A 15,897-nucleotide genomic window follows, 5' to 3' on the forward strand; every position below is an offset into this window, starting at 1 on the left:
TTCATTAGATTATTTTTAATGATATTAAAAATTAAATTTTATCGAAAAGAAAAAGAGTTAACTTAACAAAATTATTTAACTCATTAATATTTATATCATCGTCATAAGTAGAATGATGATATTTACTTGTATATTTTAATAATGAATAAAAATCACTTATATATTCATATAATTTATAAAATTTTTTATAATGATCGTTTGTCTTAGATTTCTCTATATATTTAATATATGTGGACAACCATGTCCCATCTAAAAAGAATTCAGGAAATTTAATTTTAAAAATATCCTCTATTAGAGGTCTTAGCATTCTTAATATGTCAATTAAAGAATCATTATTTGGCCCACGCTTCAGAAATAAATTTAACTTTTCTACATTTTCAGCAATGCTATTACCTTTACTACGCTTTTGCAATTTTTTAAAAGAAACATTCTTACCACTGGGCATAATCTGAAGCATATTAAAATTACTTGATTCAATAAACTTTGTATTTTCATAAAAATCAAAAAGAAAATCTTTATCATGAGTTAAAAGAACGATTTGACCAAATTTTTTTGCAATATTAGATAAAAGATTTATTGTCATTTCTTTTCTACCAGTATCAAAGCTATTAAATGGATCGTCTATAATGATTGTTTTGTTCTTATCATCAGATGTACTGGATATATTTAACCTAGCAAAAAAAGAAGCAAGTGAAAGAGCACTTTTATCTCCGTCACTTAATGTGTAGTCAAATCCAACTGAATCTCTATCCTTAGGATTCTTATATCCTAATACATCTAATGTAAATACCAATATAAATTTAATGTTATTATTAAAATTGATACTATGATTAACAACTAATTTAGCATCAGCTACAGATATATTTTCAGTAAATTTACTCATGATTTTATTAGTGTATGAAATGAAACTAGGAATTGCTTTTTTAATAAGTTTTTCTATTTCACTATAGATACAGATAATTATTTCAGTGTTTTCATTTATTCTAGAATTGTATTTTTTATAGATTTCGTTGTCCTTAATATGGCGATTAATATTATCAACATTAATATTCTTTTTCTTCATAAAATTATGTCTAAAATTATGTCTATTTCTTTTAATGTTATGTATTTTTTTGTTTATAATATACATTTTGTCAAGCAAATGATCATATCGGCCATAATCTTCTTTCAACAAAAATTCTTTCAAAATAAAATTATCATCGTTCAAAGTAAACGTGTATACATTATTGTTAACATAATATGAATTAAATACCTTTATGTCAGGATATAATTTTTGACTTTGCCATGCCTTATTATTAAATGATTCTTTATACTCTTTATTATTTTCTTTCATAATTAATGAAATTTCTGGACTATTTTTTTCTAAAACACTATCCTTTTTTAATATAATGTTAGAATTTTTATTTGATAATGATTGAAATAATAAAGCCAAACTTGTTTTACCTGTTCCATTAGGTGCATAAATGCCATTAATTTTTTTTAAATGTCCATTATTAGGAATTCCTCCCATATTTTTAGTATTAAATCTAGAATAATTATTTATTTCTAGAATTTTATCAATCATAAAAATCATCCTTAATTATAAATTTATTCATATAAACATAAATAACTGATGCAAATTTAACACTTATTATTATATAACAAATATTAATTACAAATAAAGCCTAACTACTAGTTAATGAGTCTCTAGTAATTAGACTTTAATTATATATAATATAAGTTTCGGTATCTTATTATTTTAGATTATAAACCATTCAACTTAAAATTAAATGTTATTAATTTAGCTTTACTATTATATTCTATACTATTAAAAACAAGACTAGACAATTTTCTAAAGTAACTTTTATTTTGATTATAATATATAGATTTCATTGTCCTGTTAAAGTTAAATGATTTATAATTACCAAACATTGACATCAATTCATGATATTTATATTGGTAATTATCAATACTATCTTGACTTTCATTAATATTATCTTTTAATATTTCAATTTCTTTTGATAACTCTTTACGTAAGAATTCATCATTGTTGGATGCTTTTTCTAAAAAATTTAATTGATTTTTATACCTGGCAATATTAGCACTTTGATTTACAACAACTTCTTTAATTAGTGTATGATTTTTATCATAAAATTTTTTCATTAAAGAAAGTAATCTAGCTTTGATTGGTTTTGAATTTATCAATTTAATGAGTTGAAGTATAGCTTAATATTCTACAATTTCAGCATTTATTGAATTAGCATGACATCCACCAAGCACACCTTTTTTACATGAATAGTATCTTATGAGCTTGTTATTATTTTTGGTATAGCTAGTTCTTACCTCACCACCACATTGAGGACAACGAAGTACACCAATTAATGGTCTCATGATTTTATTATTGCAACAACTATCATGTAAAATTTTCTGAGCCTTATTCCAAGTATCCATATCAACTATTTTTTCATGATTACCTCTGACATCAATAATATTCTCGATATCTAAGCCTTTTCTTCCAAGTTGAGAATAATTGCGATACTTACCATATACTGACATACCAATATACAGTTTATTACTTAATATATTTTCTATAGCAGTATTATGAAAATCTAACCCGTTTCGCACTTATGTAAGACTCACCCTATTGCATTACAAAATATCCAATGAATCAGCTCCTGGTTGAATTAGTCGTGATTAGTGTTTCAATTACTGATAAAACAGTAATATTATCACACTATTCAATGAAGGTTATTTTATGCCAAATAAGGATGATTATTCTGAATCTGATATACGCAACAAATACATAGATCTAGCCATAGTTATGAAAATAAAAAAATAAATAAAATCATTGCAAAGGCTGTGAAGAGAACTGCTTTAAAATTAATTATTACTAAATTCGTCTCCTAGAAAATAATATAGAACCTAATAAAATAAAAATTATTGTATAAAAAAAGTTACCAAACAACAACTGTGTATTAGATAAATGAGTAATAGAATAATAAGACGGATTCCCTAATTGATTAGTAATATTCAACATATTAAATGGATTCCATTTTATACCATTAAATTGAAGATATAATTTACTAAGTGCAGAAGAAATTCCTTCACCTAAGAAGCAAAGCACAATTCCTAGAGCTATCGCTGAAGAACCATTATTAGTTACACATGCAATACAAAATACCGATGAAATGATTATTAAAGAACCTACAAGATCTGTAAAAGAATTAAACATCAAATTTTTCCAAAGAGAAAGTCCATACAAATATTGTTCACTAAATTTAGGAATACCACCTAATACAAATATTTTTATTAAAAAAGTATAAACAATTGATAATAAATGTAGATATATACTATACAAAAAAACAAAAATTAGTTTTGAAAAATATATAATATATCTATTGTTAACACTGTAAATTAAGTGCTTTATAGTTCCATACTGAAATTCTTCTGATATGCTAGTAGCACTTATAATAATTATTAAAATGGTAGTCCATTGAAAGCCAGCAAAAGCCGAAGAAATATAAAATTTTGCATCTGAACCTTTAGACATAAATGCCACGACTATCATTAAAACAAATAATATTATTGGTATATAAATGGTAGACTTTTTTTTACTAATTTTAAACATTTCTTGTTTTAACAACATTAACATTTAAAAATCTCCTTTTTAATTATAAATTGCTTTTAACAGAGATGACTCCAGTGTTGAACCAGATTTATAAAAATCAATTATTTTAATATTATTTCTATACAGCAATTGAAATATCTGCTCTATAGAATGTTTATCTATCAATTTAATTTGAAAAGTACCATCTTCACTTGTAGTAGTTTTAAAATCTTTATTATTTAATAGGAGAATACTTTTACTGTTATTGCTTGTTTTTAAATTTAAGTATGTATTTCCTATACTTAATAAGTCATTTACATATGATTTGTTTATTATTTTTCCATGATTTATGATTACAACCCTATTCACTATTATTTCTAGCTCACTTAAAATGTGGCTAGAAATTAAAAACGAAACACCTTTTTTTGATAATGATAAAATTAAATTTCTGAGCTCCACATTAGATTTGGGATCTAGTCCATTCATTGGCTCATCTAAAATAACTAGTTTAGGATTATTTAAAAGTGCAATGAGTATGCCCATTTTTTGTTTCATTCCAAGAGAATACTTTTTAACTTTTAAATTAATAAATTTTCCCATATTTAATTCATTGATAATATGCATAGTTTCTTTACTGACATTTTTTCTTTTATGGGTATACATACGAACATGATCCATTCCTGTTAAATATGGGTATAATGAAGGATTTTCAATTAAAGCTCCTATTTCATGCAAGCCATGATGGCTAGTATAATTTATATTTTGTCCATTTATGGATATTTCACCGCTATCTATTTTTAATAAACTCAAAATGGACTTCATAATAGTAGTTTTACCAGCGCCATTTGGTCCAATAAGTCCAACAATATCGCTACTATTGATAGAAAAACTAATATTACTAAGTAATGATTTTTTACCAACTTTTTTATTTATATTGTTAACTTCTAAAATGGTTTTCAAAATAATTTCACTCTCCTTCATTTTATTCTAATACTAACTAAATAAGATACAATAAAAACCGCATCACTTATGGTATGGACTACCTTCATTAATCATAAAGGCACGATAAATTTGTTCCGTTAGTACCAAGCGCATCAACTGGTGTGGGAGCGTGAAACGTCCAAAAGAGATTTGGGTATCAGCACGTTTCAAAACTTTATCCGATAAGCCCAGTGAGCCACCAATAACAAACGTAATATCCGAATGTCCATATGTAGTTAGTTGATCAATTTCTTTAGCGAACTCTTCTGAAGCCCTTTCTTTTCCCAAAATAGCCAGTGCATATACATATTCACGTTCACTAATTTTACTTAATATGCGCTCGCCTTCCTTATCCATTACGTTATCCATTTGTGCCGGACTTAAATTTTCGGGGGCTTTTTCATCTGGTACTTCTATAATCCGAAAATTACAAAAACGTGATAAACGCTTACTATATTCACCAATCCCCGCTTTAAAGTATTTTTCTTTCAACTTACCAACTACGACTAACTTAATATTCATTTGTGAAATCATCCTTCCTATTATTCATTGATTACTACATTTAGTATTACTGATTTAAATTAAACACTATCAGTTGTATATGCAAATTATCCCCATTGTAAAAAGTTATCCACAGGTAGTTGTGGATAACTCATGTTCGCTTTACATCTCATAAAAGCCTTCATGACAATAATTAAAAGGGGTACAAACACTTAAAAAATCATTAACACCAAAAGTTATCCACAGGTTTGTGGATAACTTTTAATTTCTTACACAGCAACGTTTATAACATTTTTAAACCTAAAATCATAAATGAAAATTTTTCTCATTATAGTCAATAAAATCCATGATTATTTATTTTCACAAAGTTTAATTTAACAATGTTCGTATTTTATGACTAATTTGATTAACAATGAATATTATTACATAAAAAAACATCTACATAAATATAGTAGATGTTTTTTAAATTATTTAGTTGGTAGTTCATCATCAACAATTTGTTGCAAAGTATTTTTAGAGGGAATAAAGAACATCGTTCCAGTTACTGGATCAGAAAAATCTAAGATTCGGTCTGACAGACTAAACATATTTTCTAGCATACGTTTAGTAACCGTCCAATGTCTGGAATATCCAATAAAGTAGGTTCCAGTACTACCAGCACTAGGATTAGAAAATGGTACATTCATACGAACAATTTTATGTTCGATACCATCATCATTATCTTGTGAGGCAACGTTATGTGAGTTTGCTAATTTTTCTTCATCTTTTAATTCTAAGTCAGAATATTTTCTACGACCAACTGCTTTTTCTTGATCTTCGGTACTTAAATTTTTCCAACTATCCATATCGTGCATATACTTTTGCGCAAAAGCATATGAACCATTTATATAGTCTTTGTCTTCATCACCAATGATGGCATAATCAGCAGCTTCTGCGCCATCTGGGTTTTCAGTTCCGTCCACAAAACCAATAATCGAACGACCTTCAAAATATCTAAAGCCCTTAGTTTCGTCAACTACCTTCGCAATGTCACGATAGTAAGTATGTAATTGATCCGCTATTTCGTAAACTACAGTTTCTTCATCAGCTCTAATATGGATGAAAATGTCACCATCAGTGGCGGGGGCCGTGTATTTAGGTCCATGAATTGGCTTGAATGTTTCTAGTTCAGCTGGCTTTTTAGCGTTAGGGAATAAATAATCCCAAGCATTATTAGAAAATCCCATTGCTACTTTTAAATGATATTCTGGATATCTAATATTCATCGAACGAACAATCGCCTGTTCACGTGAACACAATTCTTGAACTTTACTTTTCTCATCAGCTTGATTGCGATGATTTAACTTTAAAGTTGTAAATAAAACATTTTTGCCGGCATCTTTATAAACATCTTGTGCATTCCCTGGATTAAATTCCATATTAAAACGCTTCTTTCTACTATTTATTAGATAATAATGATTATAATTTATCTTTACAACACCATTATAAGCCATTTTCACATAATTTCAATTTATAAATTATATTTTTGAATTACGATAAGAATACCTTTATAACGGTCTTTCGCTTAAAAATGACTTATTTCTGTAACATTTCATAATATAAATGTAAAAAACCAATAACACTAATGATATATTGAGCAGTTATAGTATTGACTGTAATTAAGACGTACGACAAAATAATTTATTTATTTATAAAAAAGGAGCAAGATTTAATTTTGCAAAAAACTAAAAAAACATTCATTCAAGTATTCGTTACCATCGTAAGTGCAGTCGGTTTATTCTTTGCTTTTTCAGCTGCATCTAACAACCAAGTAAACGTACAAGCTGCAAGCTGGCAAAAAGTTGCCGAAAGCGGATTGTCTAAACAAGATATTGCTGCAAGAAGATGGATTTCATTTCATGAATCAACCAACAGATACCACGCTAGAAATGGTGTTTGTTACGGTAAGTTCCAATTAAGTATCAGTTACTTACACGGTGACTATTCTAAAAAGAACCAAGAATTAACTGCTAACCGCTACGTTGCTAGTCGTTATGGATCTTGGACAAACGCTAAAAGCTTTTGGCAAGCTCACCACTGGTACTAAAATTTAATAAACGAAAAGCCTTAAGAATTTTTCTTAAGGCTTTTTTATTTACAAATTGATGTAAGAAGAAGGTGTTTCTTTAGCTATTAAGTTAGTAACCTTTTTCATGTGAATTTCAAATTCTTTCGACAATTCAAATACTTTTGCATATTCGGGATGTTTTTCCAAGCGAAGCAATCTATTTTTAATTGCCTTACGTTCACGTCCCCGAAAGTAAATTCTTAACTGACGACTTAATACTAAAATCTCAGTTAAGCAAAATACATTAATCGACATTGGTCTAGTCCCTAACATTTGACTTGAGATATTATCAATTATTTCAGCATTAGTCTTATGCTGTGGTACAAAAGTTCTTACTTTATGGATAATACCCTTTTTCTTTTCAATTACATTTCCGTCTTCAGTAAATTCTTCGCCAAGTGCTAGGTAGGTATGTTTAATGACACCTACATTTTGCAATATTTTAGCAATTACTGTATCTATATCGTCATCCTTATTACGAATAACAACGTCCATAAATGAATTTAAGAAGTATAAACTGTGCGGTAAAACTTCATTTATGATGATTCGATTATCCTTTAAAGAAATAACGTCAGCAGCTGCCAAATCTAATAAACAGCTATCTACTAAATAAGCTCGTGAATGAATATTGTTAATCATTGCACGACTATCTTTAGCTTTACTCGAAATTAAAAAATACATTTTAGCAGTTGTAAGTGCCATTCTCATAGCCTCCATAGAGCAGGTTGTAACTATTCTAACACCGAAACATCTTTTTTTGAACTTAATAATTTAAAAATATCTTTACTAACTTATTATTTTTTTAATTTTAGATGCTTTAGTAAAATTATTGGTAATAATTCCTGAAACGTTTTTACGCAACAAACTATACATTCTAAATGAACTATCGACGGTCCAAACTCGTTCATTATTGACAATTGTGTTATCTGAGTAGCTTAAATGTAACGCACTTAAATCATTTTTTCGCATAAAAGCTACTGGATCTGATATTTTATGACTAGTAAGGTAACAACACTGTGCATTATGATTGACCAATTTTAAGTTTTTTAAAGATTTCAAACTAAATGACGAATAAATAATTGGATTAATGATATTAAAATTTCGGACTAAATTAGTTACAATTTTTTCAATATTTTTATATTTTATTTTGTTAGTCTTTAACTCTAGATTAAGCAAGATTTCTTTATGCTCAACTACTTTTAACAATTCAGCTAAAGTTGGAATTGTCTCACCGTTTCTCAACTTAAATTTTTTAACCTCTTTCAAAGTCATGTCTTTTATATATCCAACTCCATCGGTCGTCCTAGTGATTGTCTCATCATGGATTACAACTGGGACATTATCTTTTGTAAGATGTACATCAAATTCCAAGCCATCGATATTATTATCAATAGCATATTTAAATCCTTCTAATGAATTTTCGGGAAAACGAACTGGGTAACCCCTATGACCAAAAATCATAGTACTCATTTTAAATCCTCCTTACAATACATGAACTCTTTTAAATTCACAGCAAAAACTGATACAATTCTCATATGAAGTTTAATGTGTTGTATATGATTTTACACTTTTTTAATAAATATATCTCATTGGTATGTTTTCTATATGAGGGTATAATTAATACATAGGTTTAATATTTAATTATAAAAATTACAGCAAAATTTCTTATTAAAACAAATAATGAGAACGGAGTATTAATATGAAAAATATTGGTTTAGTATCTGAAATGTTTAACGAATATAATGACCCCGATTTAAGTTACGATGGTTCAAAAGACGGCAATACTGAATGGTTCAAATTAACTTTTTTAGTTGATAATGAATTTTTTACTGTCCGTGATGGTAAAAGACATTTTATTGAAAAATATAATGACCAGTTGAACATGGTTATGAGCGATTTCTTAAATAAATACCAAAAAGAATTTGAATCTTCCTTTATAGAAGAAAAGCGTTTTGAAGTTTTAGATCGTACTAAGGTTATCGTAAAAGACTTAAAAGAAACTTTAACTAGAGAATTTTTAGTTTACAATAAAATCGCCTTGTTTAATATTGACCTAGTTGGTAGCTGGCAAGCATATAAAAGTGCTGGTGATTCAGATATTGAAAAGGCATTTTACAATGATATTTCTAAACATGTCAAACGGGTTCAAAATAACGAACACAGAGTTGATGACTAAAGTCATCAACTCTTTTCTTTATAAAAATTTAACATATTCATATACATAGTGTTAAAATTATAAGGTTATTATTATAATTTTATATTTTTATGGAGGAATCATTTTTTATGGATAATTCGCAGAAATTCTGTTCACATTGTGGACAAAAGATTCAAGGAAACGAAAAATTTTGTACTAATTGTGGTGCTGCTTTAACATCAGAAGCCAATACAAATACAAATGACAGCAATGTTGACGTTAACGAAACCGTTAACAAAGCTAAAAACTTTTCTAGTAACTATTTTGCTTGGTTCCTAAAAACTCTTAAACAACCTAGTGAAGTTGTTTCTGATACTCACAAGTATTTTGGAATGGTGTCATTTATCATCGAAGGTATTATCACAGCTTGGATTATGAACATTTTTGCATCTCCCCTAGTTGATGGTATTAATAATGCTTTAGGTGAGGCTGATAATGTAGCTGCTTGGAGTGGTTTTGCTAGAACTGATTATCTTAATCTATCATTTATAGTACTTTTAATTTTTGTTTTAGCCTTGACTGCTATCCGTGTTACTGCCGGATTTTTAAGTCGTCGCATTGAAGGTTCAAAAATAAGTTATTTGGACTACGCTAATGACTTAGCTGGTATTACTAACATCACTTTAGTTATTGAACTTATTATATTATTATTTGCTCTAATTTCTAGCTATCCTAACGCAATTATTATGATGTTAGTTTCAATTAACTTCTTATTCGCAAACGTTGGATATGTATTTTCACTAATTCGCGAAAATTCACATTTAAAATGCAATCGTGTTTATACAGTTGCACTTTCATTTGTTGGCTTAAGTGTTGTTTCATTTATCTTTTCAATGTTGTTTATGACCATAGTTTTTAGATAGGAGTAGTAAAATGAATAAATTTTTCTGTCCTAATTGTGGTAAGGAAATAAATAAAGCCATTCAATTTTGTCCTAACTGTGGGTTTAATGTTGCTAAATATTTGCAAAAGAAGCCAAGTGCAAACCCCACTAAAAAAGTGGTTAATTCAGATGTTTCTAATAATTTAAATGTTAGAAGAACTAGCAATCAACCTAAAAAAAGTATGAAAGCTTGGCCAATAATTACTAGTGTGATAGTAGTTATTTTACTTGCAGCAGCTTATATTTGGGGAAATCATTATTATTCAAAAGCTGAAACAATGAACCGAATTGTAACCAGCTTAAAAGATGATAACAATTTGCCAACTTATTTCTATACTAAAGATCCTAATCTTTCTATTTCATCAGATACTTTAGATCCATTGGCTAAATACATGAACGATAATAAACAAGAATTAAACGACTTTAATAACCAGTTAAATTCTTATGAAGAAACTGATAACAAGTTATTTAAACTAGTTCAAACCGGTCATAATTTTTTAATTTTTCCTAAGTATCAAGTACAAGTTAAATCGTTATATCCTCAAGTATCCACTAATCGTTCAAACGTTGTAATTAAAATTAATAATAAAAAAGTTGCAACTTCAGACAGCAGCGATTTTAACAAAACTGTCGGTCCATTAGTTCCTGGTGAATACACGTTCAATGCTACTGGAAAAGTTAATGGTAAGTCTTTAACTAACGAAAGTAAGCAAAAAGTAACTTCTAATGATGATGCAATTGATTTGCAACTACAAACTATCGAATTTAAGGTGAATACTGCACCTAATTCTGATGTATACGTTAATGATAAAAAAGTTGGAACTGCTGGTAGCGATGGAATCTTATCTGTTCCAGAAATGCCATACTCTTCTAATATGGAAGTTCAAGCCGTATATCACGGTAAAAAAGGTAAAGTCACTTCAGATTCAACTAAAGTTACATTAGCTGATAAAGATTCAGATGTTAATGTTTCATTCCCCGGGGCGATTTCTGAAGATGATGCAAACGACTTACTTAACGATTTATATGAAAGCATTTCAGACTTAAGTAATGATGAAGATTCGGACAGTAGCGACATGGCAGACTTTTACGAAAATGGAAGTAATAACTCATCATTTAATGATATGAGTAATTTATGTAAAACATTTGCTAAAAATAAAGATTTAAATAGTGTTAGCTATGAACCAAAACTTATTTCAACTACTCCTGATAGTGATAATACTTCTTTAATTACTTATAAAGTTAAGTATGAATTCGATTCAGATGAAAAAGAACATTTTCAAACATTCGTATGGCGAGCTACCGTTAAAAAGATAGATAACGACTATAAGATTGTTAAAGCAATTGCTGATAAAAATCCTATCTCAGATACAGAAGAAAACAATTAAAGCAAAAGCAGAATGAACTATTCATTCTGCTTTTTTATTTCTTCAATTATTCTAGATTTTTTTAAATATTTAACATCATACTTATCAGTTAAATGTTCTAAATAAGGGCCTAAACTATCATTGTCTAATTTTAAATTAGATAAGTATTGCTTATATTTACCCTTTTCTTCATCTGTACATATTTTCTTGAAATATCCCCAGATATGCTGATATGCTGTTGATAAAGTCGCTATTGTAGGTTGCTTAACCTCTAACTCTTTAATTAAACTATCGAAATATTGTTGTTTTTCAATATTCCAATTATTGTTCGAAGCTAACTTTCTAACTCGATTATAGGCTTGTTGAGATTTAGACATAACCCAATATTTGTTGTAAGCCCATACTTCTTGCCAACTTTTAATAGAACCATCTCCTTAAAATTAAAAAAAGATTAGAAAGAACTTGCAAAATGATTATAAAATGATATTATATTAAATACAAACAGTAATTATTTCTAGCATTCCTAGAATCTTTTGCTTAGTTATTAAGTTTGTTAATAACTAAATTCAATTTTCCTTTCTTAAATTATTACACAAATAAAAGAACTTATGCCAATGCATAAGTTCTTTTATTTTAGTTTAAAAAGCTGATTGATAAATCCAACCTAAATTTTTGCCATCATAATAACACTTGTAGTAATAACTGTTCCATCCATATTTTTTAGCTTTAGCAACTACTTTAACTTTCTTTTTGGAATAACTTTTACCATGATGTGTTAATTTGATGTTTGAAAAATGACTACCTGGAATGTGGTCATAAAAATTGTTTTTAGGATTATTTTTTATGTTTTTAAATTGATTTACATTTTGATAAGTGACGTAATCACTAAGGCTATCTGAATTGATCCAACCTAACAACTTATTACCATAGTAACAACGATAATAAGTTTTGCCATTAACCAAAGCCTTTTTATTAACAGTGACTGTTTTCCCACGATGATTAACGCTATAACTATTTAACGATAATTTACTTTTATATTTATTGTCATCATAAACATGGTTATAAAAATTATTTTGCGAGGAACTCTTAATAGTAAATTTATGATGATAATTATAATATTTAGTATTTTCAATTATATTAGCACCTGTACTACCAATAAACCAGTCACTTTTTTTAGAAGTAAGCAAACTAGAATCAATATACTTACCCAAAGCAGGCGAGTAATAATGGTCTGTATACTGCCATAATACATGTTCCCTAGTAGGCTCGTTCGATTGATAAGCCGCTAGCCAATAACCATCATAAGCACTTATTGCTTTAGAAGCATGTTGTATCATAAAACTTTGGTATGAATAAAATAATATCTTGCGTTTACCAACTAATGGACGTAATTCATTTAACCAAGCTAAGGTAGCTTCATTAGTGCCACCAGATTTAACAGTCTGGTCTTCATAGTCGTTTACATAAAATTTAGCATTAGGGGCGCGTTTATAAAAAACGCGTGCCTCATTCTTAGCATCGCTTACACTTTCATATTGACTAAAAGAATAAACCCCATAGGGAACTTTATACTTGTCTAACATATTACGATTGTGATCAAACGTCTTATCATAATAAGCACTTCCATACTGAACCCTCAGGATTACAAAAGGCACTTCTTTTTTCAACTGCTGAACTTGACTATCAGTAAAATTACCTTGCCATTCAGACAAATCATATACATTATTCTGTGCTGCTTTCACATTAAAAGCTAGTATTAACATTATGGATGCGATGAAACTAGCCAGCATTGTTCTTATTTTCAATAGAAACTCCCCTATGTATATTAATTGTAAACATTCTAACTGTTAAATATTTCGAGAGTAATATGTGTAAATTACAAATTATAACAAATAAGTCGTTATTTTTAACATCTGGCTAATAAATGTAATAATAGAATTGGTTATATAATTTGAAAGAGGTAATCAAATTGGTCAAGAAGTTGTCATACATATTGGTAAGTTTAACTTTAATAGAATTAGTATTTATTTTTTTCTCAAATAAGGTATCAGCAAATAGTGTTCAAAATAAAATATTACAAATAGCAAAAAGTAAAATTGGTACGCCCTATAATTACGGTGGAAATGGTCTTGACGGATATGACTGTTCAGGTTTTGTTAAGTATGTGTATAAAATAGCAGCAAATAAAGATTTGCCTAGAACAACAGAAATGCAGTATCAAGCTACCAATAAGATTAATGATAGCCAGCTAAAATTAGGCGATTTAATTTTCTTTGGTAAAAACGGGAATGAACATTCACATATCGGAATTTACATAGGTAATAGAGAAATGATTGATGCTCAATTAAATGGTGTTAAACAGGAAAGTATCGATGAACCATGGTGGCACATAAGTGGATATTCAAGACCCTTAGGCTTTCAAGATAAACATATCCAGTTCAATAAAAATAGTAATAAACACGTGTTTTTAGTAAAATCTAATCGTCTAAATGCATACAGAAATATTACGTTAAGGTCTAAGATTAATGGATTTCTAAGTAAAGGTCGCACCTTTGTAGCCAAATTTGTTAAGTACGGTTCGTTGGAACGTTTAGAAACTGATCGCGGTAACTTTTATACTGCTAATAAAAAATTAGTAGTTAGAGTAAAATAATTTAAGAAAATCTTTACTTACGAAAAAAATATTTTGTAATAACCTTATCTAAAAGCTAAACAAAAAGGAGAAGTTATTATGAGTAATAAAGAACTAGTAAAAAAATTTTACGATGATATTTTTATCAAGGGTGACTTATCAAATTTAAATAGTGTGATGAAAGAGAATTATATTCAACATAACCCCGACTGTGAAGATGGTCGTAAAGGTTTCGTAAAATTTATAAATCACTTTTTATCACTTAAACCCACTTTTGATATTATAAACATTAGTGCTGACAGCAATATGGTATACGTATTTTTTAAATGTACTGTAAACGAAAAACATATTAATAAAGTCTGTGACATTTACCGTATTGAAAATAATATGTTAGCTGAACATTGGGACATTATCGAACATAATGTTGAAAATAAAACTTCAAATAACAGTAACGGACTATTCTAAAATGAAAAACGCAGGTAATAATATGTAGTTCCTTACAAAAGTTGGACATTTATATTAAGTTAAATAATTCTTTAGGGAATGATTTCGATATTCAATCGGAGTCATTCCTTTTGTTTTTAATGAAATTCTTTGATTATTAAAAAATTGTAGATATTCTTTAGTTAACTTCGTTAACATTTTAATATTTCTGATTTCGAAATTATTCAGATATTCTCTTTTAAGCAAACTAAAAAAGATTTCTATAGGTGAGTTGTCCAAACAATTTCCTTTACGTGACATACTTTGTTTAATATTCATTCGCTTTAATTCAGAAATGTAATAAGGCAGTTGATAATGCCATCCTTGATCTGAATGCATAATTGGTTTAAATCCTGTGGGAATTTTGCTTTTCAATTCTTTTAATGTTCTATAAATCAAACGTTGATTAGGTGAATTACTTACTTGTATGGATAAAATTTCTTTAGTTCCTTCGTCAATGACTGCAGAAATATAACCATTAATATGATTTTTTAATTTGAGCTGAGTAATATCTGTATGCAGTATTTTGTATGGTTTGTCAGCTTTAAAATTTTGATGCAGAATGTTTGGAGAAATTTTTCCAATTTTCCCCTATATGAACTATATTTTTTATTAAAACGATTATTAAACATCGTTGGTTGTAATTTAATCTTTTTCATTAATTTTCGGACTGTTTCTAAACAATAACTAAACCCAAGCTTATCTAACATGCATTTCATTCTACGATGGCCATAGGTCATCTTGCTTTGTTTAAATACAAGCTTTATCTATTCTTTCACTTTTGTATACTTATCTTTGTAAGTTCTAATCCTTTTTAGTCCATCATAATATGTTGACCTTTTAAGATTATTTACTTTTAGTAAAGTGTTCAGTTTATAAGGACAATTATCTGTGGACCATGAATTATAAACAAATTTAGTTTTTACTTTGTTTGACAATCTTTCATCACAGCCCGTAGGCCTTTTAAACAGTAATTAGATAGTTCTCAATCATATACTTTTTGTTCTAGTTCAGCTATTTTTGCTTCATATTTTTCTTTTTCAGACAATGGCAATTTTGTATTTTTATTTAAATTAGTTTTTTTAATGGCTAATCTACCTTTCTTTCTAGGTAAAAGTCCAGTGATTCCTAATTCATTAAATGTTCTTGCCCAGGAATGAACT

At 28.1% G+C, this 15,897-nt stretch carries 19 protein-coding genes; 6 read left to right on the forward strand and 13 right to left on the reverse strand.

Translation table 11 applies throughout. The features are described from left to right. Positions 1-31: 31 nt before the first annotated feature. The 7 genes from FD06_RS05160 to FD06_RS05190 form a co-directional block, all read right to left on the reverse strand. Complete coding sequence (locus tag FD06_RS05160) at positions 32-1,564, reverse strand: AAA family ATPase (RefSeq protein ID WP_056966533.1); 1,533 nt, start codon at positions 1,562-1,564, stop codon at positions 32-34. Positions 1,565-1,743: 179 nt separating this feature from the next. Then, on the reverse strand, positions 1,744-2,142 hold the full coding sequence (locus FD06_RS05165; RefSeq protein WP_056966535.1) for a hypothetical protein: 399 nt from the start codon (positions 2,140-2,142) through the stop codon (positions 1,744-1,746). Positions 2,143-2,205: 63 nt separating this feature from the next. Next, the gene (locus FD06_RS05170) at positions 2,206-2,604 is read right to left on the reverse strand and encodes a recombinase family protein (protein WP_054658356.1); all 399 of its coding nucleotides are present in this window, start codon (positions 2,602-2,604) and stop codon (positions 2,206-2,208) included. 265 nt (positions 2,605-2,869) lie between these two features. Then, a complete protein-coding gene (locus tag FD06_RS05175; protein WP_056966538.1) occupies positions 2,870-3,631 on the reverse strand; it encodes an ABC transporter permease in 762 nt (253 codons plus the stop codon). A gap of 15 nt (positions 3,632-3,646) precedes the next feature. After that, entirely contained in the window at positions 3,647-4,546 is a 900-nt protein-coding gene (locus tag FD06_RS05180; RefSeq protein WP_162256014.1) for an ABC transporter ATP-binding protein, read from the reverse strand. A 63-nt stretch (positions 4,547-4,609) separates the two neighbouring features. Further along, positions 4,610-5,089: a 23S rRNA (pseudouridine(1915)-N(3))-methyltransferase RlmH gene (gene rlmH / locus FD06_RS05185; RefSeq protein ID WP_056966542.1), complete on the reverse strand. Its 480-nt coding sequence runs from the start codon at positions 5,087-5,089 to the stop codon at positions 4,610-4,612. 446 nt (positions 5,090-5,535) lie between these two features. Then, entirely contained in the window at positions 5,536-6,486 is a 951-nt protein-coding gene (locus FD06_RS05190) for a Dyp-type peroxidase (protein WP_054658350.1), read from the reverse strand. A 296-nt stretch (positions 6,487-6,782) separates the two neighbouring features. Here FD06_RS05190 and FD06_RS05195 point away from each other — a divergent pair, with 296 nt between their 5' ends. Then, a complete protein-coding gene (locus FD06_RS05195; protein WP_237757238.1) occupies positions 6,783-7,154 on the forward strand; it encodes an aggregation-promoting factor C-terminal-like domain-containing protein in 372 nt (123 codons plus the stop codon). Positions 7,155-7,202: 48 nt separating this feature from the next. Here the strand turns inward: FD06_RS05195 and FD06_RS05200 are convergent, their stop codons facing one another. Further along, positions 7,203-7,877, reverse strand: coding sequence for a hypothetical protein (locus FD06_RS05200; RefSeq protein WP_056966543.1), 675 nt, complete (start codon positions 7,875-7,877; stop codon positions 7,203-7,205). A gap of 84 nt (positions 7,878-7,961) precedes the next feature. Next, the gene (locus tag FD06_RS05205; RefSeq protein ID WP_056966545.1) at positions 7,962-8,645 is read right to left on the reverse strand and encodes a glycerophosphodiester phosphodiesterase; all 684 of its coding nucleotides are present in this window, start codon (positions 8,643-8,645) and stop codon (positions 7,962-7,964) included. 229 nt (positions 8,646-8,874) lie between these two features. Between FD06_RS05205 and FD06_RS05210 the strand changes: the two genes are divergently transcribed. From FD06_RS05210 to FD06_RS05220, 3 genes are all read left to right on the forward strand, one after another. After that, complete coding sequence (locus tag FD06_RS05210; protein ID WP_056966547.1) at positions 8,875-9,351, forward strand: hypothetical protein; 477 nt, start codon at positions 8,875-8,877, stop codon at positions 9,349-9,351. Between the two features lie 107 nt (positions 9,352-9,458). Next, positions 9,459-10,232 (forward strand): zinc ribbon domain-containing protein, encoded by a 774-nt coding sequence (locus FD06_RS05215; protein WP_054658344.1) that lies wholly within the window; start codon positions 9,459-9,461, stop codon positions 10,230-10,232. A 10-nt stretch (positions 10,233-10,242) separates the two neighbouring features. Beyond that, entirely contained in the window at positions 10,243-11,640 is a 1,398-nt protein-coding gene (locus FD06_RS05220; protein WP_056966549.1) for a zinc ribbon domain-containing protein, read from the forward strand. Positions 11,641-11,657: 17 nt separating this feature from the next. On the opposite strand, the gene FD06_RS05225 is transcribed toward FD06_RS05220, so the two are convergent. Both FD06_RS05225 and FD06_RS05230 read right to left on the reverse strand, forming a co-directional pair. Beyond that, positions 11,658-11,996 (reverse strand): DUF1722 domain-containing protein, encoded by a 339-nt coding sequence (locus tag FD06_RS05225; protein ID WP_191980347.1) that lies wholly within the window; start codon positions 11,994-11,996, stop codon positions 11,658-11,660. A 261-nt stretch (positions 11,997-12,257) separates the two neighbouring features. Beyond that, a complete protein-coding gene (locus FD06_RS05230; RefSeq protein ID WP_056966554.1) occupies positions 12,258-13,424 on the reverse strand; it encodes a GH25 family lysozyme in 1,167 nt (388 codons plus the stop codon). A 164-nt stretch (positions 13,425-13,588) separates the two neighbouring features. Here FD06_RS05230 and FD06_RS05235 point away from each other — a divergent pair, with 164 nt between their 5' ends. Beyond that, positions 13,589-14,272: an NlpC/P60 family protein gene (locus tag FD06_RS05235; RefSeq protein WP_056966555.1), complete on the forward strand. Its 684-nt coding sequence runs from the start codon at positions 13,589-13,591 to the stop codon at positions 14,270-14,272. Positions 14,273-14,350: 78 nt separating this feature from the next. Then, entirely contained in the window at positions 14,351-14,716 is a 366-nt protein-coding gene (locus FD06_RS05240; RefSeq protein WP_056966557.1) for a nuclear transport factor 2 family protein, read from the forward strand. 54 nt (positions 14,717-14,770) lie between these two features. On the opposite strand, the gene FD06_RS05245 is transcribed toward FD06_RS05240, so the two are convergent. Further along, on the reverse strand, positions 14,771-15,319 hold the full coding sequence (locus FD06_RS05245; RefSeq protein ID WP_156403099.1) for an IS3 family transposase: 549 nt from the start codon (positions 15,317-15,319) through the stop codon (positions 14,771-14,773). Further along, on the reverse strand, positions 15,226-15,501 hold the full coding sequence (locus tag FD06_RS07820) for an IS3 family transposase (protein WP_156403100.1): 276 nt from the start codon (positions 15,499-15,501) through the stop codon (positions 15,226-15,228). The genes FD06_RS05245 and FD06_RS07820 overlap by 94 nt, the downstream gene beginning before the upstream one ends. Between the last annotated feature and the right edge of the window lie 396 nt (positions 15,502-15,897).

The sequence above is a fragment of the Apilactobacillus ozensis DSM 23829 = JCM 17196 genome (assembly GCF_001435995.1).
GTDB lineage: Bacteria > Bacillota > Bacilli > Lactobacillales > Lactobacillaceae > Apilactobacillus > Apilactobacillus ozensis.